General features: G+C 33.1%; 22 protein-coding genes, 3 tRNA genes and 1 rRNA gene. 7 read left to right on the forward strand and 19 right to left on the reverse strand.

Features of this window, described 5'->3' with window-relative positions:
• Positions 1–130, reverse strand: a 16S ribosomal RNA gene (locus XO08_RS09330); the annotation flags it as partial.
• A 352-nt stretch (positions 131–482) separates the two neighbouring features.
• Here XO08_RS09330 and XO08_RS03525 point away from each other — a divergent pair.
• From XO08_RS03525 to XO08_RS03535, 3 genes are read left to right on the forward strand one after another with little or no spacing between them, the layout of a single operon-like run.
• Complete coding sequence (locus XO08_RS03525) at positions 483–2,429, forward strand: anaerobic ribonucleoside-triphosphate reductase (protein WP_075665671.1); 1,947 nt, start codon at positions 483–485, stop codon at positions 2,427–2,429.
• Positions 2,430–2,439: 10 nt separating this feature from the next.
• Positions 2,440–2,973, forward strand: a complete 534-nt coding sequence (locus XO08_RS03530) for a 4Fe-4S cluster-binding domain-containing protein (RefSeq protein ID WP_075666696.1) — start codon at positions 2,440–2,442, stop codon at positions 2,971–2,973.
• The gene (locus XO08_RS03535; RefSeq protein ID WP_075665672.1) at positions 2,955–5,444 is read left to right on the forward strand and encodes an adenosylcobalamin-dependent ribonucleoside-diphosphate reductase; all 2,490 of its coding nucleotides are present in this window, start codon (positions 2,955–2,957) and stop codon (positions 5,442–5,444) included. The genes XO08_RS03530 and XO08_RS03535 overlap by 19 nt, the downstream gene beginning before the upstream one ends.
• Before the next feature lie 107 nt (positions 5,445–5,551).
• Here the strand turns inward: XO08_RS03535 and XO08_RS03540 are convergent, their stop codons facing one another.
• From XO08_RS03540 to XO08_RS03610, 15 genes are all read right to left on the reverse strand, one after another.
• Positions 5,552–7,420 carry an isoamylase early set domain-containing protein gene (locus XO08_RS03540; protein WP_077287264.1) on the reverse strand — a complete coding sequence of 623 codons (1,869 nt, stop codon included), beginning with the start codon at positions 7,418–7,420 and terminating at the stop codon, positions 5,552–5,554.
• A gap of 13 nt (positions 7,421–7,433) precedes the next feature.
• Positions 7,434–8,609 (reverse strand): hypothetical protein, encoded by a 1,176-nt coding sequence (locus XO08_RS03545; protein ID WP_075665674.1) that lies wholly within the window; start codon positions 8,607–8,609, stop codon positions 7,434–7,436.
• 9 nt (positions 8,610–8,618) lie between these two features.
• Positions 8,619–9,302: a hypothetical protein gene (locus XO08_RS03550; RefSeq protein WP_077287267.1), complete on the reverse strand. Its 684-nt coding sequence runs from the start codon at positions 9,300–9,302 to the stop codon at positions 8,619–8,621.
• Positions 9,303–9,371: 69 nt separating this feature from the next.
• Entirely contained in the window at positions 9,372–10,133 is a 762-nt protein-coding gene (locus tag XO08_RS03555) for a hypothetical protein (protein WP_075665676.1), read from the reverse strand.
• Positions 10,134–10,268: 135 nt separating this feature from the next.
• Positions 10,269–10,345: transfer RNA gene (locus tag XO08_RS03560), tRNA-Arg, on the reverse strand.
• Between the two features lie 45 nt (positions 10,346–10,390).
• A tRNA-Ser gene (locus XO08_RS03565) sits at positions 10,391–10,480 on the reverse strand.
• A 56-nt stretch (positions 10,481–10,536) separates the two neighbouring features.
• Positions 10,537–11,310, reverse strand: coding sequence for a thermonuclease family protein (locus XO08_RS03570; RefSeq protein WP_075665677.1), 774 nt, complete (start codon positions 11,308–11,310; stop codon positions 10,537–10,539).
• A 46-nt stretch (positions 11,311–11,356) separates the two neighbouring features.
• The gene (locus tag XO08_RS03575; protein ID WP_077287270.1) at positions 11,357–12,919 is read right to left on the reverse strand and encodes a DNA-binding protein; all 1,563 of its coding nucleotides are present in this window, start codon (positions 12,917–12,919) and stop codon (positions 11,357–11,359) included.
• A gap of 61 nt (positions 12,920–12,980) precedes the next feature.
• The gene (locus tag XO08_RS03580) at positions 12,981–13,667 is read right to left on the reverse strand and encodes a hypothetical protein (protein ID WP_077287272.1); all 687 of its coding nucleotides are present in this window, start codon (positions 13,665–13,667) and stop codon (positions 12,981–12,983) included.
• Positions 13,668–13,733: 66 nt separating this feature from the next.
• The gene (locus XO08_RS03585) at positions 13,734–14,285 is read right to left on the reverse strand and encodes a glycerol-3-phosphate responsive antiterminator (RefSeq protein ID WP_077287274.1); all 552 of its coding nucleotides are present in this window, start codon (positions 14,283–14,285) and stop codon (positions 13,734–13,736) included.
• Between the two features lie 2 nt (positions 14,286–14,287).
• Positions 14,288–15,757 carry a glycerol kinase GlpK gene (glpK, locus tag XO08_RS03590; protein WP_077198080.1) on the reverse strand — a complete coding sequence of 490 codons (1,470 nt, stop codon included), beginning with the start codon at positions 15,755–15,757 and terminating at the stop codon, positions 14,288–14,290.
• A 16-nt stretch (positions 15,758–15,773) separates the two neighbouring features.
• Positions 15,774–16,133, reverse strand: a complete 360-nt coding sequence (locus tag XO08_RS03595; RefSeq protein WP_077287276.1) for a DUF1667 domain-containing protein — start codon at positions 16,131–16,133, stop codon at positions 15,774–15,776.
• Positions 16,126–17,352, reverse strand: a complete 1,227-nt coding sequence (locus XO08_RS03600; protein WP_077287279.1) for an NAD(P)/FAD-dependent oxidoreductase — start codon at positions 17,350–17,352, stop codon at positions 16,126–16,128. The genes XO08_RS03595 and XO08_RS03600 overlap by 8 nt, the downstream gene beginning before the upstream one ends.
• Entirely contained in the window at positions 17,349–18,785 is a 1,437-nt protein-coding gene (locus XO08_RS03605) for an NAD(P)/FAD-dependent oxidoreductase (protein WP_077287281.1), read from the reverse strand. Before XO08_RS03605 ends, XO08_RS03600 begins: the two co-directional genes overlap by 4 nt.
• Before the next feature lie 101 nt (positions 18,786–18,886).
• On the reverse strand, positions 18,887–20,275 hold the full coding sequence (locus XO08_RS03610; RefSeq protein WP_143609919.1) for a GGDEF domain-containing protein: 1,389 nt from the start codon (positions 20,273–20,275) through the stop codon (positions 18,887–18,889).
• A 172-nt stretch (positions 20,276–20,447) separates the two neighbouring features.
• Here XO08_RS03610 and XO08_RS03615 point away from each other — a divergent pair, with 172 nt between their 5' ends.
• The gene (locus XO08_RS03615) at positions 20,448–21,242 is read left to right on the forward strand and encodes a flagellin (protein ID WP_075665685.1); all 795 of its coding nucleotides are present in this window, start codon (positions 20,448–20,450) and stop codon (positions 21,240–21,242) included.
• Positions 21,243–21,289: 47 nt separating this feature from the next.
• On the opposite strand, the gene XO08_RS03620 is transcribed toward XO08_RS03615, so the two are convergent.
• Both XO08_RS03620 and XO08_RS09390 read right to left on the reverse strand, forming a co-directional pair.
• A tRNA-Leu gene (locus XO08_RS03620) sits at positions 21,290–21,378 on the reverse strand.
• Between the two features lie 25 nt (positions 21,379–21,403).
• Positions 21,404–22,537 (reverse strand): HAD-IA family hydrolase, encoded by a 1,134-nt coding sequence (locus tag XO08_RS09390; protein ID WP_232218219.1) that lies wholly within the window; start codon positions 22,535–22,537, stop codon positions 21,404–21,406.
• 47 nt (positions 22,538–22,584) lie between these two features.
• On the opposite strand from XO08_RS09390, the gene XO08_RS03630 reads away from it, so the two are divergent.
• From XO08_RS03630 to tsaD, 3 genes are all read left to right on the forward strand, one after another.
• Positions 22,585–22,941 carry a DUF123 domain-containing protein gene (locus XO08_RS03630; RefSeq protein ID WP_075665686.1) on the forward strand — a complete coding sequence of 119 codons (357 nt, stop codon included), beginning with the start codon at positions 22,585–22,587 and terminating at the stop codon, positions 22,939–22,941.
• Positions 22,942–23,039: 98 nt separating this feature from the next.
• The gene (clpX, locus tag XO08_RS03635; protein WP_075665687.1) at positions 23,040–24,263 is read left to right on the forward strand and encodes an ATP-dependent Clp protease ATP-binding subunit ClpX; all 1,224 of its coding nucleotides are present in this window, start codon (positions 23,040–23,042) and stop codon (positions 24,261–24,263) included.
• Positions 24,264–25,241, forward strand: a complete 978-nt coding sequence (gene tsaD, locus XO08_RS03640) for a tRNA (adenosine(37)-N6)-threonylcarbamoyltransferase complex transferase subunit TsaD (protein ID WP_075665688.1) — start codon at positions 24,264–24,266, stop codon at positions 25,239–25,241. It abuts the gene before it with no gap.
• Here the strand turns inward: tsaD and XO08_RS03645 are convergent.
• On the reverse strand, positions 25,231–26,154 hold the full coding sequence (locus XO08_RS03645; protein WP_075665689.1) for a CBS domain-containing protein: 924 nt from the start codon (positions 26,152–26,154) through the stop codon (positions 25,231–25,233). The two genes, tsaD and XO08_RS03645, sit on opposite strands and share 11 nt — an antisense overlap.
• Positions 26,155–26,178: the final 24 nt, after the last annotated feature.

A 26,178-nucleotide genomic window follows, 5' to 3' on the forward strand; every position in this document is an offset into this window, starting at 1 on the left:
TCCGCACCCGTCCGCCGCTCAGTCTACTAACCTTCACCCCGAAGGACTCCAGTTAGCAGCTTCGCTCGACTTGCATGTGTAAGGCACGCCGCCAGCGTTCACCCTGAGCCAGGATCAAACCCTCCATCTCTATCTCGGGCTCGTCCTTCTTATCCGCAGAGCTGCTATCTATTTTTCAATGACCTCCTCAACCTCGCGTCTTCTAATTTACCATACTTATTCCAAACCGTCAATTTCATGTTTTTAACATTTTCTTTTATTCTTTGTAACATCTTTTACACTTATCCAGGTGTTTTAAGTTTCTTTTTTTATAAAAATTACCCTATTTTGGAATACTTTTAAAGTTTTACTATCCGTTGTTTTAGAATCTTAATACACAATATATTGTGTATGTAAAGCAACTAATACACAATATATTGTGGTATAATATGATTTCAAATACCGATTATAAATACAATAAATACAAAACAGGGGGGGATTTTATGTTCATTAATTTTGGTTTTTCAACAGATTTTGATAGAAAACTACGTGAACTTGAAAATAAATACGGGGAATATATCTTAGAACTTGAAGGTCTTGGCTCCCATCTTGATATTGACAAATTTAATAAAACATTTTTTCAATCTGAACTTGTAGGAGATATTTCTATTGATTCAAATGCAAATGTTAGATCAAAACACATTGGTACATATTTTACCGAAATATACAAACCGTTCACAAAGTTAAATTCTCTCTACGTCATTTGGAAAGAATTAAAAAAACATTTTGGAAGAGACTATGCTGACAAATTTCTAGAATATCAAATCAACGGTGCCATATACCTGCATGATGCGCACCACGCGGCATTTATGCCATATTGTTTTGCCTACACCCTAAAACCCATTGTGGAAAAAGGATTACCATTTATAGATACTATCCAATCCACTCCAGCAAAGCACCTTAGCACGTTTATTCAACATGTTATTCAATTTGTTATGTTTGCTTCAAATCAAAGCTCTGGCGCTGTTGGATTACCAGATTTCTTTGTGTGGATGTGGTATTACATAAAAAAAGACTTAAAAGACGGAGTTATACCAAAAGACAAAACAAAGTGGTATATAGAACAACATTTTCAAATTTTAACTTATTCATTTAATCAACCAATTAGAACAAATCAAAGTCCTTACACAAATTTTACATATCTTGATAGGAATTATATAAAAGCGATATTTGAAGGGGAAAAGTATCCAGATGGAACGTATATAACAGATTATGTAGAGGATATTATTAACCTTCAAAAACATTACTGGGAATGGGTAGCCAAAGAAAGGGAAAGACAAATGTTTACATTCCCCGTACTAACTGCCACACTTTTGTACAAAGACGGAAAATTTGTAGACGAAGATTCAGCAAGATTTATAAACAAAGTTAATATGAAATGGCAGGACACAAATTGGTACATCTCAGATTCAGTTGATGCTGTTGCTTCTTGCTGTCGCTTAACATCCTCTACCAAAGATTTAAAGTTATCTCTTTCTTTGGATGAAGATGAACCAAAACTAACAGGTATGGCAAATTCAATAGGTGGTTCTGATCTAAACATAGGGTCATTTAAAGTTATCACAATTAATTTACCGAGAATTGCGCTTGAAGCAAACGGTGATGGAAAAAAATTCTTTGAAATTTTAAAGGAAAGGGTAGATATCGTTCAAAAAACCCTTTATGTTATTAGAAAAATACTAGAAGAAAGAATCGCTCAAGGGGTACTTCCGTTATACTCAATAGGACTTATGAAACTTGAAAGACAATATGGGACTATTGGAATTACAGGAGTATGGGAAGCAGCCGACTTTATGGAACTAACCGCGGTAACGCCCGAAGGACTTGAGTATACAAAAGAAGGAGAAAACTTTGTAGAAGAAATTCTTGACACTATAAGGAAAATGGCAGAAGATGGGTTTAAAAAATACAAATTCACATTTAACATTGAACAGGTTCCCGCTGAAAAGGCTGCTATTGTTTTAGCTGAAAAGGATAGTTATATTTATGGTAAAGACAAACAACCATATAAACTTTATTCAAATCAATGGATCCCACTTACAGCGGAAACCGATATGATGAATAGGGCTAAATATTCCGGTAAATTTGACAAAAAAGTATCAGGAGGAGCAATTCTACACATCAACCTTGGAACACCTTTAAAAAACGAAGAAGAATCCTGGAAATTAGTAAATGCCATTGCAAAAATGAATGTTATGTATTTTGCGTTTAACCAAAAGATAAGCACATGTGAAAATGGTCATGCATTTATAGGAAATAAATGTCCAATATGTGGAAAAGAAAAAGTCGAAGAATACCTTAGAATAGTAGGATATCTAGTACCATATTCTTCGTTCAACAAAGTAAGGAGAAAATATGAATACAAAGAAAGAAAATTCTATAATGTATGAAGGTAAAAAAATGAAAGTGTATGTAAATAGAGTATTTTTTAACACAATTGATCACCCCAAATATTTCGCATTATCTATATACTTTCAAGGTTGCGACAAACAACCAAAATGTCCTCTTTGTCACAACAAAGACACATGGGAACCTTTTAAAGGGTTTGAATACGATGTTGAGGCTCTAATAAAACGGCTAAAAGAAAAAATCAACACTATCATTGATTCATATGACAAATTAGCAGTTGTGTATTTGGGTGGAGAACCACTTGCACCATACAATAGAAAAGCCGTCTTTGAAATATCAAAAGCCTTAAAAGAAGAATTCTCAGATAAAATAGTCAACACCATATATACATGGCGCACACTAGAAGATATTGATACTCAAAATCTACGCAATTACATCACATATATGGATGAAGGTATATTGGGGCCATATGAGCACGATAAAAGAAACATTGATGAAAACGGCAACTTACTATTTCCCGCATCTAAAAATCAAAAATATGTGAAATTTTCAAGGAGGAGAAAGACGTGTATGAAGACGTACTAAACAGATGGTTAGACATTAAACCATCAAAAAACGCCTACAAAATACTTTCAGAAAGGTACTTTTATAAAAATATGGAAGGGGAGTTTTTGGAAACAAAATGGGAAGAAGTTTGCAGAAGAGTTGCAAGGGTTGTAGCTACATCTGAAATTCTCTACAACAAAAATTTGGATAAAGTAAAAGAATATGAAGAAACATTCTACAAAATGCTCAAATCTAGAATCTTTATTCCAAACAGTCCAACACTTTTCAATGCGGGAATGGGAGTAAGACCAGAACTTTTGTGGAAACCTATTGAAAATATGACATTGGAAGATTACGAGGAAATTTACAATACAAGAAATCACCTTCACATGTTATCTGCTTGTTTTGTAGTTCCTGTTGAAGATAGTATCGAAGGTATATTTGAAGCCGTAAAAGAATATGCTTTAATTACAAAAGCTGGTGGTGGGATTGGTTCAAACTTTTCTAGTTTAAGACCCAAAGGAAGTTTTGTTGCAGGCACACATGGCCAAGCATCCGGTCCTATCTCTTTCATGCACGTTTTTAACTCTGCAATTGGAGTAGTAGAACAAGGATATAAAAGACGCGGCGCTTTGATGGGAATTTTAAACATTAATCATCCTGATATTGAAGAGTTTATAGCAGCAAAAGAAAATAATGACGGAGAAAAAGTGTTAAAGTATTTCAATATTTCAGTGGGAATTCCCTTTGAGAAGGAAGAATTTCTAAAATTGTACAATGATGATAAAGAAATAATTCTAACTCATCCAAAATTTAACAATAAAAAAAGCATAAAAGCAAGGTATATATTAGAAAAAATAGCTAAAAATGCATGGAAAACAGGTGACCCAGGACTTGCATTTTTACATGAAATGAACAAATACTATCCACTTTATCCAGAAAAAGAAATTATTTCTACCAACCCATGTGGTGAAATTGGACTTGCACCGTATGAGGCGTGTAATCTTGGATCAATAGATGTTGCAAAATTTGCAAATGAAAATGGTGAAATAGATTGGAAAGCGTTGGAAAAAACCGCAAGACTTGCCGTAAGATTTTTAGACGACGTAATTGACGTTAACGTATTTCCACTTGAAAAAATTACCAAAGCCGTCAGAGAAAGCAGAAGACTTGGACTAGGGATAATGGGGTTTGCAGATTTGCTATATAAATTAAATATCCCTTACAATTCAGAAGAAGGAAGAAAGATTGCTGTTGATTTAATGGGATTCATTGCACTCCATAGTCATGATGAATCAAATAAACTGGGAAGGGAAAAAGGAAACTTTCCATTATTTGAAAAAAGTAGATTTTACACCGAAGATGGATTTGTACCATTTGCAATGGGATTAAGCAAATACGATGATGAAATAAAAAACGTTATGAAAGAATCTAAACATGGAAAAAGAAACGTTGCAGTATTAACTATTGCTCCAACGGGATCTATCTCAAATATAGCAGATACAAGTAGCGGACTTGAACCAAATTTCTTACTTGCATACGTTAGGTATATGAATAAGCATGATGGCAATAAAGAAGCTTTATTTTACGTTAATAGGGTACTTGAAGAAAAGTTAGATTCATCAATACTTGAAAAGATAAGAGATAAATTAATTGAAAAAGGTTCTCTACAACAACTTGACGTTCCTGAAGAAATAAAAAGAGTTTTTGTGACAGCTATGGATATTTCCCCAATGGACCATCTTTTAATGCAAGATGCCTTTCAAAGATATACAGATAACAATATATCAAAGACTATTAATATGCCATCAACAGCAACTGAAGAAGATGTATTAAATATTTACCTTGAAGCGTTTAGATTAAACGTAAGAGGACTTACAATATACAGAGACGGATCACTCCAAACACAGGTATTAACATCTGCCAAACATGTAAAAACAAAAGATGCACCAAAAGTACAATTTTTCCTCTTAGATGAAAAACATAAACTTAGACCAAAACCACGTAAAAACACGCTACGTAGTGTAACGAGAAAATACAAATCACTGGAAAATACTACTTACATTACCGTTTCTTTTGATGACAGCGGCGAAGCTGTGGAAATATTCCTCTCAAATGGAACCGAGCTTGCAGAATCTATAGGAAGATTATCGTCTATTGCTTTAAGAGCAGGGGTGTCAATTGAAGAAATTCTTGAACAACTTCAAAAAGTTAATGGAAAATACACAAATGGCTTAGCAGAGGAAATCAAAAAAGCCATAGATGACTTTATAGAACTTTGGGGAAATACAGAAATACAAGATGACGAAGTTTTTGTAATAGATGGAACGATAAAAACGGCAGAAGAGGTAGAAAAATTTGTAATGGCAAATGACCTAGAGTGGAGTGAAGGATATTATGTAGATGAAAATGGAAATGTATATTGCCCTTCATGTCTATCTAAAAATAGTATTATCAAACAAGAGGGTTGTATGAGCTGCAAAAAATGTGGCTGGAGTAAATGTAGTTAAATAAAAGCTCCCTTTTGGGAGCTTTTATATTTCTCTACGAAAAATCTACATATAAAAATTAATTGGCTATGTTTGCAACCGGAGGAATTTTATCCAATATTAGAACGTTAAAACACAACTTTTCCAAAAATGTCAAAGTAAATATTAGAGTTTTCCATTCTCGCTTTTAAACCAAGTGTGTAATCGGTGTCATATAGTAATCCAAAATTGTATTTATCCGATAAATTTGTGTGACTGTATCCTCCAAAAATTTTGTAATTCTTCACAACTGGTATATACATTGAAATATTATAACTCAAATCTATTATGGAAAAGTCTGTTACAAGATCCCAATTGAATAGACTTAAATCCATAGCAAATTTATTTTTGAAATATTGCAACGTTGTATTCCAATCATTTGATTTCGCCTCACAATAAAATCCCAATTCTCCTAAATTGAAAAAGTATCCACCGTACAATTCCACATCTGCATCAAAAATACTAAAGTTATATCCCAAAAGTATTCCATTCCTATCGTAGAAATCTCCGTATAAAAGTGAGAAATCGCTATATCTTGCTCCAATTATAAATGGAACAGCACCAGACTCTGCTCCTAAATCTACAAAAACACCGGCAAAAGAAAGATATACACCACTTTGGATACCGTTAAATGGTAAATCAACTGGCAAATTGTAATGTGCCATAATATTCCATTTGTCTACTTTAAAATTAATTACTCCGTATTCGATATTAGCTCCTGAATAACCTATTGAAAATTCAAGTTCATCTGAAGGTTTAAATATCAAAGATAATTTATTTGAAAATCCTATACCTTTTATTAAAGTCGTAGAATCGTATTTATAAGTAACAGTAAAGTTATAAATTCCACTCAAATTCACAGAACTTTTACTTGAATTTTCTGATTTTTTTATCACTAAATTCCCGCCTTCTAAAACAAGTTCAAACGCTCCATTTTTTCCTCCATATCCATCTGGTACATAACCAGGAGCATTTGGATCTTCCTGCCAAACTTGATTACCATTAATTAAGAATACATATTTATACTGATACTTACCTGGATTTAATTCCATCGAAACTTGCCAATATCCATCTACATTTTTCATCTCAATTGCCTGTGAATCCCAATTATTAAAACTTCCAGCCAAAAATGCTTTTGTTGCTTCTCTTTTTTCTACTTTAAAATATACCTTACCATCAACTACACTCACACCCAATGGTATCTCTTTTTTTCCTTCCACTACACTTTCCGGTGCTTTAACAATAAGACTTTCACCCCCTCTACAAACTTTTAAAACAGAATTTTTACCTCCAAAACCATCTGGAACGTATGCAAATGCATTTGGATCCTCTACCCATTCTTCACCATTAACAACAAACTTGTACTGATATTCTCCTGGTTCAAGTTCCAAGATTGCTTCCCACCATCCATCACCTAAACCGTACATTTCATCACTCTCTGCATCCCAATTGTTAAAGTCCCCTGCGATCATAACATAATCAGCATCTGGATTGTAATACCTAATAACTACATAACCTTCCTCATCGACAAATATAGTGTCTTTCCTTTCTTTGTTAATTTCATACTCTTCTGCACCATTTTCTTTTTCCATTAACTTCCCAATAGGTTCTATTACAAGAGAACCATCCTGTAAGACTAATTTAAATGCCCCGTTTTCTCCCCCATAACCATCATCAACATACGATGGAGCATTCGGATCCTCTACCCATTTTTCACCATTAACAACAAACTTGTATTGATACTCACCTGGTTCAAGTTTAAGTGCTACCACCCATACACCATCTTTAAATTCCATTTCTGTGGATGTTGTAGACCAATTATTAAAATTTCCAGCTAAGTACACTTGTTCTGCATCAACTTCGAACGTAAAATAAACCATTTCCTCTTTAACAAATACATTTGAAAAGATTGAAACAGATAGAATAATTAAAAATACAAATAAAGATTTTTTCCTCATCTTCACACCTCCATTACCACCAAGTATTAAATTCCAACGAAACAACTTTTTTGAAATTATTCACATTGTAAAAATCTCCATTTCCAATGGAAAGTTTTACCTCTCCGTTTGAAAATCCAGTAATTTTCATTTCTGCATATACCGTATTTCTTATTTCATACACACCTACTATTCTCTGTGCCTTTCCAAAAAATGAAATATTTCCAAAAGTTTTTGAAATTTCAATATAATACACTTCTCCCAAAGTTCCAATTGTGTTATGTGCAGGTTTCCCAAAAGAATAAGAGATCTTTCCGTTAAAATCAAATAACGAATAGTCATATTTCAAAGTAAAACTAAACTTTTCCCATAAATCAGGTGTTAAACCTATACTATCAAAACCTATTTTTGAAAGAGAAACTGAAAATTTAGAAACATTAAAATTTAGCCCAACCTCACTTAAACTTTCAAAATTTTTTCCATTTTCATCACTTTTAATATTTCCCCAAACCCCAAAATTATCAGCATTATACCACATAGTTATAAAATATCTATTTGATTTATCTATACTTGTAAAATCTGGTAGCATCACATTTTTACCCAAAAAAGTGGATTTTACCCCCCATCTTAAGTTCTTATCCACCAATCCAAATTGGTAAATTCCCTTTTCAAAATCAACACTTCCATCATACGTATAAACCGCTTCAAACTGAATATCAACAAAAGTAGGTAACATTATTTGAAATAAAAAATCTTTCAATTGATCTCTTATACCAATTAATATTAATCCATTATTTAACTTGTATTTTAGATAATTCAAAGAAAGACTATTATACAAAAACAAATAAAAGTTCGAATAATTCATCATTACCCCATCTGAGCCCGTACTAAAATTATACAAACCAAGAAAATCATCCAAGTTCCCAAAAATTCTATTTTTATACAAATAAAGTCCAAACGTTTTCTTTGAAAAATCCAATTCTGCAGATTCCAAATTCTCACCATTCAAAGAAAAATTCCCAGAAAAATCACTTCCCAAAACACTCATGTTGAATCTAAACTCTGTCGACATATTATAACTTGGAACAAATACTGGAAAACCATTTGAAAAATCTGCAAAGTATACAAATTTAAAAGAATAAGATGGAGAAATCATACCAAATGAAAACAGCGAAAAAATAATCAAAACAAAAAATATATATTTTTTCACATTACCACCTCACTTAACATAAACATTCAAAATGCTAAACTTTGGATCAAATTCTATGTAAAGAGAACTTCCAGATTTATCCGCAATAAATAAAGCATCTTGTCCATACCCGGCGTTATAATTTTTTCCATCAAACTGTTCTTCATAAGGTTTCCAATCGATTCCCCTGGCAATTTTATACTTAAAACTATCACCCTTATTAACATCTATATTCAGCTCATATACAAATTTTCCATCAATTTTTTCCATCTTTTCTAAAGACCAACCGTTGAAATCTCCCGCACAATACCAATCACCTATTTCTTTTTCAATATCCCCTGCACCCACAGCATATCCATCACGCATAATATTAGGTGAAGCAAATACAGTTATTGAAGTAGCATCAGCTAAATTTTCCTTCCAAACAGGAACACTTGATTGAACTTTTGTCACACCACCTACATATATAACTTTATACCACCCAATATTCCCAAGACTTCCAGGGTAAAAAGTAATAGATGCTACAGGAATTTCAAATTCATAAATTCCATTATTTAAAATCATTCTATCGCTTTGTGTTGGAACCCAATTATTCCATTCACCTGCCACATATACACCCGATTCTAAAGATAAATTAAATAGTTTCATACAACCTGATAATAATAGTGCCAGGACAAAAAAAGAAAATATAAATATTTTTTTCAAATTAATCACCTCCAAAACTCATAATAACAAGGGGACCTTAAGGTCCCCCTTTCGTCATCAGGTAAATATAAAAACAATTTACATATTTTCCCAACTATGCACCTTTAGTATTACTATGGTTGCATCGTCGTTTAAAATTAAAGCTCTATTATCTTCATACCCGCCGGTCTCATTACCTTCTGGATATGCCCAGGCATTTGATTCATTTTTCAATCTTAGTTTAAACTCATAATAAGTGTTTGATTCCAATTGTTTTGTTATAGTCCATACATTACCTTCTTTCACCATATCTTCTCCATTCCAACCATTCATATCTCCAACTAGTTGTACTACCGAACCATCTGGAGTTGTATCAGGTACATAAGCAATAAATTTAACTGTTATTGTAGATGTAGCTGGATTTACAAGATCTTCGCCTTTCCAATTTAAAACTGCATCATTTACAATATTTCTTAAATTTTCATTTACGTACACAAAACGATTTTTTATATCACTTGAACCATCTTTTTTCATTTCGACATTATCCCAACTTTTACCAATCAAATATTTGTATCGAAATTCTACTCCACCAGTAATGGAAGCTTCTGGAAGATCATATTCTCCAATTGCATATTTCTTTCCATCAACATCAGTTACATTAAGCACCCACACATTATCCAATTTCCAATTATTCATCTCACCAACAACATATATCTGAGTAGCGGTAGTTGTATCTGGCAAGAGTACTCTAAAAGAAAGTCCCGGTTTTTGCACTTCTTTACTCAACTCAGGATTTACACAACCAAAAAATACAAAAACAATTAATAAAAGACTAACCATAAGATACACACTTTTTCTCACAACAATCCCTCCTTTTAATAAGCTAAATTTTTGGAATCACTTCCACCAAGTTATTTTAACAAAAATAAAATAAAAAAAATTCAAAAACATGGAAAAATTCCAAAAAAAAATGCAAGGCAAAAAGCCTTGCATTTTTGGCGTGCCCGGGGAGATTCGAACTCCCAACCTTCAGATCCGCAGTCTGACGCTCTATCCAATTGAGCTACGGGCACAACTCCTTTTAATTTAAAAATGGGGGAATACATCCCCCAAAAACCTGGCGGAGAGGGAGGGATTCGAACCCTCGGTGGGAAAAATCCCACACTTGCTTAGCAGGCAAGCGCCTTCGACCACTCGGCCACCTCTCCATACTATCACGTATAGATTTTAACTTAATTTCATTTAGATGTCAAGTAAAAAAAATCTAAAGTACTACCATTTCATTTGGACTTCTCAATAGAATTATAGGCTTTTCACCATCATCCCAAAGTTCACCGTAAAATCTTACAATTTTATCTTTTAAATCATACAAGTTGTAATCTTTGAAAAAATAATCATATTCTTCTTCCCTTATTTTAATTGTAAACCAATCGCCATATATTTCCCACATTCCACCACTCTGGTGTACATTACTAACTTTTCCCTCAAGAAATACTATATTTCCAATATATGATTTATAATTACTTGAATTTTTCAAAATAGGTGCTGTACTCCATTTTGAAAAAATCCCTACTTTTTTTTCAAAAGCATAATTGTACGCACTAACAATTCTGGAAGTTAATTCTGGATCAACATTTTCAAAATATATTAATGGCCTTGCAAGACCTGCTTTTAAAATTTCTTCTTCGTAAAAATACGTTTTATCTTTTGATTTTCCAAATACATATGCTAAGACTCTACCGTATCTATCTTTTCCCTCTTCTTTCAAATAAATTTCATACTTTTTTACAAAATCTTCTAAAAACTGTTTTGCTTGTACTCCAAACTCACCTACAGGTTTACTACTTTTATGGACTTCCGGAGTATCAATACCAATAATCCTCACTTTATCCCTCACTGTATGAAATGTATCTCCGTCAACAACACTACTAACTAAAACTCCACTTCTTCCGTCTAGATTAATTATATCCAAATTAACACAAGAAGTTAAAATCAAAAAAACTAAAAAAGCATACAAAAACAGCCTTTTTACATCCATTAACCTTACCTCCTAAAATACGCTGCAAATGCGGCGCGTATTAAAACTACCTTATTTCAATATCTTCCTGCCATCTAGGTAAAATTTCATACTCGCCCTTGTAAACAGCTAAAATACCTTGGACTTTTACCTTTTGCCCAACATTTAAATTTGATATGTCTATATTTGTACCCTTTTTCAAATACACCTTTATAATAAAATCCCCTGTGTCAACTTTAAAGTTATACTTATTTTTTTCTTTTACTACTCCCTCAACATACACAAATGCAGAAATAAATGTCTTAGACAAACTTGTTAAAACGTCTGGAATAACTTTTGCACTGCCAACTTTTTCAACATTATTTGCAACCAATTCAATCACACCATTCCACAATTTACTCTTCCCAGAAATCACCACAACATCTCCTACGTTTAAATCTCCTCCTAATACTGGAGAATAAATCATTAGTCCTGCAGTTTCATCTTGTATATAAAAGCTACCTTTTCCCAAAAGATCTTTTGGAGAAGTAACTATACCTTTAACTACAAAACTTTTTCCTTCTTCTCCAAGTATTACATCCATTATAGAATTAAATTCCTTCTTTTTTTCCTCAACTGGAGTAACAAGCTTAGAATTAAACGAGAATAATTTATCAAACTCAAGGCTGTAGAAGTAATTAAGCTCTGCTATTATCTTTTGTTCTCCTGCTATGTTGCTTTCTAAATCTCCATTTCCCACTTTTAAAGTAAAATCTTTATATGCCAATTTCAAACCATACAACGGCAAATAATTTGGATCCGATGCCCAAACACTGTTATACCTTAAAAACACACCTAAAACATAATCGTTTAAAGCATAATCAACATCCAAATAATATGCCCATGCATTTGGCAAAAACGCAACATCATTTGGATCACCGGTTTGAAAATCTGCATCGTATCTATTAACACCTAAACTTAAAAATTGTGTGCTTAATGCTAAATTATTAAAGTTTACCTTTCCACCCACCAAATACGAAAAATTGGCAATATCAGATGATTTAGCCGACAAAGCTGTCCAAGCCAAAATTGAAAAATTACCTAAATCAAAGCTTCTATTTACATCCAATGAAATTTGATTATATTTTGTTTCATAATAGCCACCTAATTTAAAACCAAACAAATCAGCCTGGACATATCCTGCAACACTTCCTAGACCTAAATCATATGCTGCTCCAAGATTTATTTTTCCAATTTTAACATCCAAACCTGCACCATAGTAATCAAATTTCAATCCACCAACCCTCAAACCCTCTAGCTTTTCCGTTTGACTTTTTTTCAACCTTGTCTTTAGAACATCTAGTTTTACATCATAACCAAATAAATCAAATTTTCCCTCAAGATAATAATATCTTGGCTTGAAAATCGAATATGTTCCCAAATTCCAAGAATCATGGGAAAGTTCTAAATAATCAGTTACTTTAAATGCCAAAAAATCAAATGGTTGGTATGTAACATAAAGTATGGGAAAGTAATCAAATGCACCATCATCTAAACCCATCGTAGTTAAATTTAAAATAGAAAGAGAAAAATTTCCCGAAAAAGAAAGTATAAAAAAAAGCAAAGCTAAAGAAATAAAAATCCTTCTCACAATTTCACCTCCGAGAAAAATAGGGCCTCTACGGCCCTAAAATTTTATTAATTTAAAAGACTTAAAATTCTATATCTTCTGCTGTTCTTGGATAAATTTGCCATTCATATTTATATCCTGCAAGATATCCTGTTACCGTTGCAGGTGCATTTTCACATGTACTTACAGCTGTATAAGTATACACTGTAACTGTTGCAGTTCCAGAATCTACTGGATATTCAAATTCAAATTTTTTACCAGTGGTATCTAAAGAAGTTAATGTACCTTTTGCCGTTACAAACCTATAATTCCACAACGCAAGAGCAGTTGCATCTGCCGTATTACCGGTAGCATCAAATAACCAAGTATTATCAAGTTTTACATTTAAAACACTTGGCTCACATTCACTAGCTGTTTCAGTTGAAACCACTGTAACATCCTTCATCCTTAAATTTCCATTATAAGTATCTTTATACAACGTTCCTGTAACTGTTACTTTATCACCTACATTTAAGCCTGCTGAAGAAATATCCTTGATGTATATTCCAGAAGTTGAATCACTTAATATTCCATAATAATTATATTTATAAACAAGTATACCTGTTACAGTCGCAGAAGATGTATCATTTAAAAGATAATCTAGCTTAGCACCTGCAATACCTGTTAAAACAACTTCATCTCCACCTTGTGGAAGATTTTGTTGTAAACATCCACTAAATAAGACAAAAACCAATATAACACCCAAAATTACCCCTACATATTTCTTCATAAAATCCCTCCTTTGTATAAAGCTCAGCAAAATTATTATATAACACTTTCTTAACTTTTCAAAATTCTAAAACATATCCCACAATTCTTCTTTACTGGTAGATACAGCTATTGCTCCTGCATCTAGTATTTTTTTAACTTGATTTTTTTTACTCACAAGTCCTCCTGAAATAATTGGTTGTTCTATATTTTCTTTTATGTACTTTATAAATTCTGGAATAAGTCCTGGTAAAACTTCAACAAAATTAACTTTGTGTTTTTTTATTTGTTGGATTCCCGTTTCTACCGCTTTAGAATCTATCAAAAATATCCTTTGAACAGTCATTAACCCTAATTTACTTGCGATAACAATAAGGTTTGATCTTGTAGTAATTATTCCATCTGCGCCAACAAACTCCTTGACAAGTTTCACACTTGCCTCATCTCTGCCCAAACCACTTACAAGATCCAAATGTACAAAAACGATTTTACTGCTTTCTTTTAATATTTTAGTTGCATTCTTTATTTTAAAAATATCTCCCTCTAACAAAAAAACCGAAGAAACAGGTGTGGGAATAATTCTTTCAACAGCTCTTAAATCTCTTATTGCAGGGACTATTGGGTATACAAATGGATGCAATATTACTCACTCCATTTCATGGATCTTTTAACTGCTTCTTTCCATTTTTTATACATATTTTCTCTTTTTTCTTCTTCAATCAGTGGCAAAAATCTTTTGTCCAGATTCCACTTTATTTCTTCTTTACTTTTCCATACACCAGTTGCAAGTCCTGCAAGATATGCGGCACCTAATGCCGTTGTCTCGGTAATTTGCGGCCTTTCAACGGGAATACCAAGGATATCCGCCTGAAATTGCATTAAAAAGTTATTGTTAGATGCTCCTCCATCTACTCTCAAAGTCCCCATATTTATCCCAGATTCTTTTGCCATAACCTCAAGAACGTCTCTAGTTTGATACGCTATAGATTCAAGTACTGCTCTAACAATATGTGCTTTTGTTGTACCACGTGTTATTCCAATTAAAAGTCCCCTTGCATACATATCCCAATACGGTGCACCAAGTCCTACCATAGCAGGGACAAAATAAAGTTCTCCTGAATCAGGCACAGACATGGCAATTTCTTCAGTTTCGTATGCAGCATCAATAAGTTTTAAGTTATCCCTTAACCATTGCACAGCAGCTCCTGCTATAAAAATACTTCCTTCAAGTGCATATTCTACTTTTCCGTCAACACCCCAAGCAATTGTTGTAAGCAATCCAGAATTGGAATAATAAGGTTTTTCTCCTGTGTTCATTAATATAAAACAACCCGTACCATATGTGTTCTTTATCATCCCTTTATCAAAACACGTCTGACCAAAAAGCGATGCCTGTTGATCCCCTGCATCACCAGCAATTGGAATCTTCCCACCAAAAATATCCGTATATCCGTACACCATGCTAGACGGCACAGGTGTTGGTAAAATACTTTTTGGAATATCTAATATTTCTAAAATTTCTTCATCCCACTGTAACGTATTAATATTAAACAACATAGTTCTCGATGCATTAGAGTAGTCGATAACGTGTACTCTTCCACCTGTTAAATTCCAAATAAGCCAAGAATCTACTGTTCCAAATAAAATATTACCTCTTTTTGCGTCTTCTTTTACTCCTTCAACGTTATCTAAAATCCACTTGATTTTTGTTCCAGAAAAATACGCATCAACTACTAATCCCGTTTTTTCTTTAATTAATTTTTCATATCCTTTTTCTTTTAAATCATCACAAATTTCAGCTGTTCTTCTACATTGCCAAACAATTGCGTTATACACAGGCTTCCCTGTTCTTTTATCCCAAAGGATTGTCGTTTCCCTTTGGTTGGTAATACCTATTGCCGCTATATTTTCTACACCTACTGTATCAACTGCTAACTTTGCCACTTCTATTTGTGAATTTAGAATATCAAATGGATCATGTTCTACCCATCCCGGCCTTGGATAAATTTGTCTATATTCTTTGTTTTTCACAAAAACATCTTTCCCACTTTCATCGAACAAAATAGCTCTGGAACTTGTAGTTCCTTGATCAAGTGCCAATATGAACACCATATCCCCCCTTGCTTTTTCAATCCTTTTTTAACACTGTTCGTGTGGCAACAAGATTTGCGCCCGTTGACAATATATCATTAATTATTATATCACCTCGCTTTACTGGAGCTTTTATTTTCAAACCTTTAATATATTCTATTATCTCATGCAACATTTTCTTTGGAACTGGTTTATCAGTTTTTGCAGAAACAAGTTCCATTACCCCATCTTCAACTTTTACACTAATAGTAAGTATTCTTTTTGGATTAGTAACCTCATTTTTTGCATATTCCAACCCCCTTGGGCAACGATTACCCTCAACTTTTATTTCACCATTTACAAATACCGTCAACTCACAACCAATAGGACACGATATACATGTCATTTTTTTAATCAATTTCATTCACCTCCACGGTGACATTTGGACCAAAATTGTTAAAATCCTTTACAACTAAATCTATCATCTCACTTGGTCTAATCCGCCAATTAAATTTCCTTATTACTTTATTATCAAACTTTAAAATGGATTTCTTAAAACTCTTTAGAGGCCTTAAATAAATTTTGAAAGATTTTTCTTGTGAAAATCTTTGCGGAAGTAATACTCCTACATTTTGCCCCCTTAAAAACCTTTTATCTGAATTTGGTAATCTTTCGCCTTTTGAAATTAGTGCCGCATAATACCCTGCTATTTTTCCCTCTTCGTATACAAAGTCTACAAGATCATGGATAGCCACGTTATTTCCCGCTGCAAATATCCACTTAATACTAGTTCTCATAAATTCATCTATTATAGGACCTCTATTTATGGGATCCATTTCAACAAACCCTTCTATTAACTCATTTTGTGGGATTAATCCCACCGAAGTAACCAACGTATCCACTTTGATTCTTCTTTCCGTACCTGGTATAGGCTTTTTATTTTCATCTACTTTTGCAATAGTTACCGCATTAAGTCTCTGAGCCCCATGAATTTCAACTATTGTATGACTCAACCAAAGTGGTATTTCAAAATCCTCCAAACATTGTACAACATTTCTAATAAGTCCACCTGGTTCTGGCATAATTTCCACTACACCTACAACATCCATTCCCTCTATTTTCAACCTTCTTGCCATAATAAGTCCTATATCGCCTGATCCTACAATTAAAACTTTTCTACCTGGCAATCTGTTATAAATATTCACCATTTTCTGTGCCACACCTGCAGTGTATACACCAGCTACCCTTGAACCAGGTATTTGCAAAGAACTAAGAGGTCTTTCTCTTGCTCCAGTTGCCATAACAAGGGCCTTTACTTCAAAAATAACTAATCCCTCTTCAGATAAAGTTACAACTTCTCTTGTCTTTGGTTTTATCTCCAAAACCGTGTAATTAGGGCGTATAACATCTTCCTTTAATTCATCCCACATTCTTTCCATAAACTCTGGACCTGTTAGTTCTTCTTTGTAAACGTGTAATCCAAATCCATTGTGTATACATTGGTTTAAAACACCTCCAGTACTCCTATCACGTTCCAACAATACAGTTTTAACACCTTCTTTTGTAGCCGAAATTGCAGCAGCAAGGCCTGCTGCACCACCACCTACGATTAACACATCCACCTTTTCTCTTCTCATACTCTCACCTTGCCATCCATTATCCAGGATTTTTCATAATTTAATTTTATTTCTTCTATGGGGATATTTAACTCTCTAGAAATTATTTCCATAATCTTCAAACTACAAAAACCACCTTGGCATCTTCCAAAAGATGCCCTAGTTCTAAATTTAACACCGTCCAAAGTTCTTGCGCCCCTTCTAATCGCCTCTACTATCTCTCCTTCTGAAACATTATTACAAAAGCATACTGTTCTTCCAAATCTTGGATCTTTTTTCACCAATTTTTCCCACTCTTCTAATCCAACCTCTTTTATATTCGGTATCTTCTTTCTATAAGGATTAAAATGTTTTTTTCTTTGTAAATTAATCTTTAGGTCTTCTGGAAAAATCTTTTCCACTACATATTTAGCTATTGCAGGTGCAGCAGTAAGTCCTGGGGATCTTATACCCGCAACATTTACAAATCCCCAAACCTTTGTAGGTCCAATAATAAAGTCTTTCTCCTTTGTCTCAGGTCTTAAACCCGCAAATGTTTTTATTGTATATGAAATATCAATCTTTGGTACCAATTTTTTTGATTTCACATATACCTCGTCTAATCCTTCCCTTGTCGTTGATAAATCGTACTTCTTCTCCTTTGGTAGATCAACTGCGTTAGGACCTAACAAGATTCCACCATCTACCGTTGGCACAACAAGAATTCCTTTTGATTTTTTAGTAGGCGTTGGAAAGATGACACTATTTACAAGTCCTTTTAATTTTTTGTTTAATAATATATATTCTCCTTTTCTGGGAAATATTTCAAAATTTGCGACTTTCACCATCTTTGCAATTTCATCTGCAAACAATCCCGCTGCATTTATTATCACATCAACTTTATACTCTGCCTTATCCGTAATAATTTTTGAAACTTTCCCATCCTTTACTACAATATCTTTTACACTTTCACCAAGGTGTAGCATAGCACCATTTTCAACTGCATTTTCAATTGCAGCCATCGCCACATCCCACGGCTCAGTTATACCTGCAGTGGGACACCACAAAGCGGCAATGACTTTATCACTTAAATTTGGCTCCTTCTTCTTTAATTCTGTTTTTTCCAAGATTTCCAAGTCTTCTACTTTGTTTTCTCTTCCTTTCTTTTTTAACTCTTTTAAATACTCTACATCTTCTTCTTTAAACGCCACAACAAATGATCCCACACGTTTGAAACTAACATCCAACTCCTTTGCTAGATCATCGTAAAGCTTGTTTCCATATGATGCAAACATTGCCCGCACTGATCCAGGTGGATCATCGTACCCTCCATGTACTATCGCAGAATTTGCCTTTGTAACACCCCAACCAATATCAGGTGCTTTCTCAACAATATGTACTTCAACATCGTACTTTGAAAGTTCTCTAGCTATAAGACTACCTGAAATGCCTGCACCTACAATAAAGATTTTCATAATAACACCTCCATAACAAAAAGAGCCATATACCACATATGTGGTATATGGCATCTCCTATTCTCCTGCCTAAAATCTATTAACTTTCTATTTAAATTATATCACATTTTATTTTTATATTTTAACGATTTTTGCCTTTTCATTTTGTATAATTTTTCATCTGCTTTTTTATACGCCCTCTCAAATTGACTATATTGTGAAATACCGTAGGAAAAATCCAAATTTATTTTACGTTTCACCTGTAGTCTAATTTTTTCTATTAAATCTTTTGGATCCTCAAAATACGTTATTATGGCAAATTCATCTCCACCAAGTCTTATAAAATAATCCTTTTCTGGTAAATTTTCTACAACTATCTTGGAAAAATCTTTTAGTACCCTATCCCCATATTCGTGTCCATATCTGTCATTTAGCCCCTTAAAATCGTTCAAATCTATTAAAATAAAACACCCACCGGGTCTCAACTTATCAATTATCTTTCTATTGTATGCCCCGGTTAAAGGATCAGTTAACACTTCTTCTGTTAAAAGACTATGTTCTAATACTACTCTTTTAAAATCTCTAGAAATCATAATGATAACAGAAATTGCAGATGCTGAAAATGCATATCCTGTAAGCAATTCCCTTACAGAAGGATAAAACAACAAAATAATTGTATGGATAACAGATATTGCGGAAAAAACAGAAGAAAAGTACAACCACTCAACTTTTAAATAAAACACTCTAATTGCAGCATATATTAAAAAGAAAATCATAATAATATTTGAAATTTGCGTTATTTTCACATAAAAAACAAAATCATACGACATAGAAACTAAAAATAAAATAGGCACAAATACGTAAACTATCCATTTTGAAACGAAAAAATTTCTTTCATACACTTCAACAGCATAAATGTAAAAAACTATAGAGCTATACGTTGCAAGAGAGATTACCTTTAAAAACAGAAGATAAAAATTTGGGTTAAACATAGTTTCACGTACACCAAAATGAAAAAGATGCAAAGCGGTAAAAAGCAAAAAAATTCCAAAACTTAAGTATGAAATTTTCAAATTTCTATCTTTAATAGAACTTCCAAAAATCCACGAAACAATAGCCGAAATCAAACTTATACCAATTGAAATATAAACAAATTTTTCTTTGAAAAACTCCTTGTATATAACATACCTTGTTGCTATTTTGTAATTTGTTAGAAATGGAATATTTGCCAAACCCACATCGTATATTCCGAAAATCTCAATAATTAGCTCATTTTCTTCTTTTAAATTTTTCAATTCTATCTTAAAAACTTTATTCCAAATATTAGCAGTTTCATCACCAAACTTATATACAAGCTCTCCATTTAAATATACTTTCAACATATTTCCCGAAATGCGATTAATCACTAAAGTATCATATCCCACATTCTTAAAGTGGGACTTTAGAGTAACACTCTTTGCTTTTCCAGTTGCATTATAAAAAGGAAGAGAAAGATCAAAGTTTAAATCCATTCTCTCTTTTGGTGGCGAAATATTTAACAAAAAAGAAATAAAAAAATACAAAGCTAATGCTAAAAATACGCTATAGATTACCTTTTTAATCTTCTCTCCCCCCAAGGTATTATAACATAGAACAAAATAATATCTACTTTAGTCAAAATTATACGGAAAAGGGGGTGAAAAAATGAGAATAAACAACAACATCAATTTATGGATCACCCACCGGCTTTTATCGATTCAAAACCAAAACAGAACAAACCTAGCTGAAGTAAGTGATGCACAAAAGCTTCTTACATCGGATATTTCAGGGGCAACAATATATGAAAGGATGAAAAGCCAAATAGAAGGATATGGAAAAGTAATTGAAAATATCTACAGTGGTGTAGATATGTTAAATTCAGCAGATTCTGCTCTTTCGTCAATCCAAGATAACCTACAAAGAATGAGGGAACTTGCACTGCAGGCCTCAAATGGAACATTGACAGAAAACGAACGTTCCGCTCTAAACGAGGAATACAATCAATTGTTAAATCAGATTAATGATACGATTAAAAATACCCAATTTAATAACAAACAGCTTTTAAATGGTGAAATTGAGAATCTAAAAATTACCATAAATCCAAATGGTGAATCGGAAAGTATAACAATTCCAGATGTAACCCCTACAACACTTGAAGATTCAAACTTACTAAGTGTGGAAAATGCGCAAAGCACATTAAAAAAAATAGATGATATTACTTCTAATATATCAAATATAAGGAGCAACATAGGTGCACATGTAAATTCTCTAAAACAACATGGTTCTGTTGCAGCAAGTGCCCTTGAAAATATTACATCAAATGCAAGTATAATACACGATACAGATATAGCAAAAACGTTGCTGGAAATAACTAAAAATAATATATTAACTCAAAACCTTCTCTCACTCTCCACCCAGTCAAACGTATCTGCTTGGTCTGTGTTAAGGCTTCTTGGATGACTCGGAAAAATAAAAAAAGAGCCGGATGCTTCCGGCTCTTTTGTTTTTGGTGCCGAGGGCGGGACTCGAACCCGCATGGGGCGTCAACCCCAGTTGATTTTGAGTCAACCGCGTCTCCCAATTCCGCCACCTCGGCATCGCATTAAATATTTTAACATATATTAAAGCAATGTCAATAAATCTTTTTTAGACAAAATTTTCCAATTTTTATCTTCATCGTATACAATTTCGACAATTTTTACATTTTCATCTGAAAAAATATCCGGTATTAAATGTTTGTCTATATCCGTAAGGTTTGCATTTAAAATATCTTCCTTTTTGATCCAAAGTAGTTTTCCTTCATCGCTCTCTTTTACATCATTTGAAAATACATCTCCTCTAAAGACAAATAAGATCCAATTGTAATTTTTAGGACCAATTTCGGTAGTCACCATTCTCAACCTCAAATTATGTAACTTCAATCCCGTTTCCTCAAAAAATTCTCTTACCATTGCTTTCTCAATTTCTTCCCCATTTTCCACCTTTCCACCAGGTGGTACCAAAAAGTTTGCAAATGGTTCTTTGTTTCTAGAAATAAATAACACTTTGTCATTGTATTCTGCATAACACATAACGGCCAATTTTTGCTCTTCATTCTTTCTTATTTTTCCTATAACTTTAGAATAATCAACATTCAAAAATGCCTTTTTTATCTTTTCTTTTTCATCAACATGGATAAATTTTATACCTACTTTTTCACACGCCTTGTCATTTTCAGAATCACCTATCATAACACAATCTTTTGGGCTGATAGATAAAGTTTGTATTATCTCTTCAAAAAATCTAGGGTCTGGTTTTGCATAGTGCGCATTTTCCATAGAAGTTATATAGAAAAAATCACCTGGGTTTAAATCTACAAATTCAATTCTTTTTTCCACTGCAACTTTTGGAAAAAGTGGATTTGAAGCAAAAATAACCTTGTTATTTGTGTTCTCTATTAAGTCCACCAAAAATTGATTTTTTCTTATTATTTTTTTCAAATTCAAAAATTTTTCATCGTAAAACTCAAAAAATAAATCTTTCCAATATTTTCTTGACCGATTACTTTTATTAGAAATCTCATCCAAAAACCTTTCAAATAAATTCTTGGAAGTATTTAAATTGGACAAAATTTCATTTATACTTTCCATTACCAAAACCATCAACTTTTTTGAATCTATATTGGAAAAATCTGAGAGTAACTTAAAATATTCTTTCATAAACTCCTTTTCATCGTTTTTTATTAAAGTTCCATCGTAATCTACAAAAATGTACATGTTTTTTCTCCCCCTTATTTATATTATAATTATTAGTGGTGATATTAATGAAAAAAGGGATATATTTACTCTTTATAACAGTAAAAAAAGACATTAAAGTAAAAGTTGGATCTCTTGGAGAAATTAAAATAAAAAATGGACTATACGTTTATGTAGGTTCTGCTCAGAATAATCTAGAACAAAGGATAAAAAGACATACTTTAAAAGAGAAAAAACTCTTTTGGCATATAGATTATATCACTTCACACCCCTATGTAGAAATTATCGGTGCAATACTCATAAATGGTCCAAAATCACTTGAGCCTAATATTGCATGCAAACTTTCTCAAAAATTTCCACATATAAAGAAATTTGGTGCAACTGATGATAATGCGTGTAATTCACACCTCTTTAAAATTATATAGGGTGTTTATTATCTTGAAAAAAATAAGATACACCTTAGAAACACACTATCAATTTTTTATGATAGAATTATGATGAATTATTTTAAGGAGGAAAAAATATGGCACAAAAATTTTGTTCCTTTTGTGGGAGATCTGCAGACAAGGTAGAAAAGCTAATAGCCGGACCCGGAAATGTATACATATGCAACGATTGTGTGGAAATCTTCCACGACATACTTTATGAAGAAAAACAAGCAATCCCTCAAAAGAGGGAAAGAGAAGAACTTCCAAAACCATCACAAATAAAAGCAGAACTTGATAAATACGTCATTGGTCAAGAAAGGGTTAAAAAAATACTTTCTGTTGCCGTATACAACCATTATAAGAGAGTTTTTTCAAACTTAGATTTTGACGATGTAGAAATAGAAAAATCAAACGTAATATTGATAGGCCCCACGGGAAGTGGAAAAACCTTAATTGCAAGAACACTTGCAAAGATACTTGATGTGCCCTTTGCAATAGCAGATGCTACTCCGCTTACTGAAGCAGGATACGTTGGTGAAGACGTGGAGAATGTTATCCTAAGGTTACTTGAAGTTACAAATTTCGATGTAGAACGCGCACAATACGGTATTATATACATAGACGAAATAGACAAAATTGCAAGGAAATCCCCAAACCCATCTATAACAAGAGATGTATCAGGAGAAGGGGTACAGCAGGCACTATTAAAGATCGTGGAAGGTACTATAGCCAACGTCCCACCACAAGGTGGCAGGAAACATCCGTATCAAGAATTCCTAAAAGTAGACACATCAAATATACTATTCATAGTAGGTGGAGCATTTGATGGGATTGAAGAAATTATAAAAAGGAGAATACAAAGCAGCGCTCTAGGTTTTAACGCTCCAATAAAAAGTAAAAAAGAAATGAAACTTGGTGAAATACTTTCACATATAACCCCTGAAGATTTAGTACAATATGGATTAATTCCAGAATTTGTTGGAAGATTCCCCGTTATTGGCACACTTGAAGACCTTTCAGAGAAGGAAATGGTAAAGATACTTACAGAACCTAAAAATGCCATTTTAAAACAATACAAAAAATTGTTCTTAATCGATAACGTTGAGCTTGAAGTTACCGAAGATGCGCTCTATGCTATTGCAAAAAGAGCAACAAATAGGGGAACAGGAGCACGTGCATTAAAGAGTGTATTTGAAGAGGTAATGATAGACGTAATGTTTGAATTACCTGATCTCAAAAACATAGAAAAGATTATAGTAAATGAAGCATGCGTTACAAAAAAGGAAAAACCAAAACTTATAGTCAAGGAGTCTGCATAAATGATTGTTTTGGGTATAGAAACTTCTTGCGATGAAACCTCAGTTGCTATATTAAAAGATGGAAAAATCCTAAGCAACATAGTATCCTCGCAAGTTGAAATACATAAAAAATTTGGTGGTGTTGTACCCGAAGTTGCGGCGCGACACCACCTTTCAAATTTACCGATCATCTTTAAAACGGCAATAAAAAAAGCAAATATTTCACTAAAAGATATAGACTTGATCGCAGTAACACAAGGCCCTGGACTAATTGGTGCATTACTCGTTGGGATATCTTTTGCAAAGGGTCTTGCTTTGAAATTAAACAAGCCTATATTCGGTGTTAACCATATTATTGGACACGTGTATGCAAATTACATTACATATCCAGAGCTCACCCCACCCTTTATAGTATTAATGGTATCGGGAGGTCATACTGAAATTTTGAAAGTAACAAAAGATAAAATAGAAGTTTTGGGAAAAACCTTGGATGACGCCGCAGGTGAAGCATTTGATAAAGTTGCAAGAATATTGGGATTAGGATATCCCGGTGGTCCTGAGATTGAAAAGATAGCAAAATTTGGAAATGAAAACAAATTCAATTTCCCAAAACCTTTGTACAACTCCAAAGATTACAATTTCAGTTTTTCAGGACTTAAAACTTCCGTACTATACACTGTAAGAAAATTAGACGACATTCCAGTTGCTGATATTGCCGCCTCTTTCCAAAAGGTTGTAACGGAAATACTTTTGCACAAAACTTTTAAAGCCGCACAAGAAAAAGATATCCATACGGTAGTGCTTGCAGGTGGAGTTGCGGCAAACAAATACCTTAGAAAAAAAGCACAAGAAAAGGCACAAAAATTGGGGATAAACATACTTATACCACCACTTGACTTTTGTACGGATAATGCCGCAATGATAGCTATGGCGGGATATAAATTGTTTGATGGAAAATCAAATATTCACATAGATGCTATTCCAAATCTCAAGCTCTAAAAAAGATAATTTCAACAATTACACCTTTATCCTTTTCGGACAAAACTACCATTTTATCCGAATATCTTTTTATATTTGGAAGTCCCATACCAGCACCAAATCCAAGCTCTCTTACGTGATCAGGTGCCGTTGAAAATCCCTCTTTCATTGCAAGTTCTAAATTTTCTATACCTTTTCCCTTATCTTCTATCCTTACAACAATACTATCATCTTTAATAAAACAGTAAATTTCACCTGTACTTCCACTATGAATCACAACATTTGCCTCTGCTTCATACACACTTATTGCAATACGTCTTACAAGTTTTTCTTCTATTCCTTTTGAAAGAAGAAATTTTTTCAATTGCGCTGCACCTATTCCAATAGAATTAATGTCGTAATAATCTATTTTAAAATAAAAATCACTGTCATTTTTATTTATATTAACTCCTGTAATTAGTGATTTTTCCACATCTTCATCGAGGGCTTTTTTTCTTCTTTCATCGTGTAAATACAAAATACCCAATTTTAATGCAACCGCCTTCAAAATATCATTTTTCGTCACAATTCCCACTAACTTTCCAATTTTGTCTACAACTGGAAATCTACCATATCCGTATTTTTCAAATAATTCTATAACATCTCTTAAAGTATCATCCAAATTAACAGTAACAACTCTTTTGGTCATTTGCTCTTCAACAAGACTTTCAAGCTGATTTTTTTCAATACTCCTTATTATATCCTCAATACTGATAATCCCTATAACCTCTTTCTGGCTGTTTACAACTGGTACCCCTGATATCCTTTTTAATCTCAATATTTCCTTAACCTGTGCAATTGTCCTATTGGGTAAAACATAAATAACATCGCTATTCATAAATTCAACGACTTTCATATGTGAAAATATCGACTGCACCTTTTCCAATATATCCATACTTTACACCTCTTTAAAAGAATA

This window comes from Thermosipho sp. 1074, from assembly GCF_001999655.1.
Lineage (GTDB): Bacteria > Thermotogota > Thermotogae > Thermotogales > Fervidobacteriaceae > Thermosipho > Thermosipho affectus.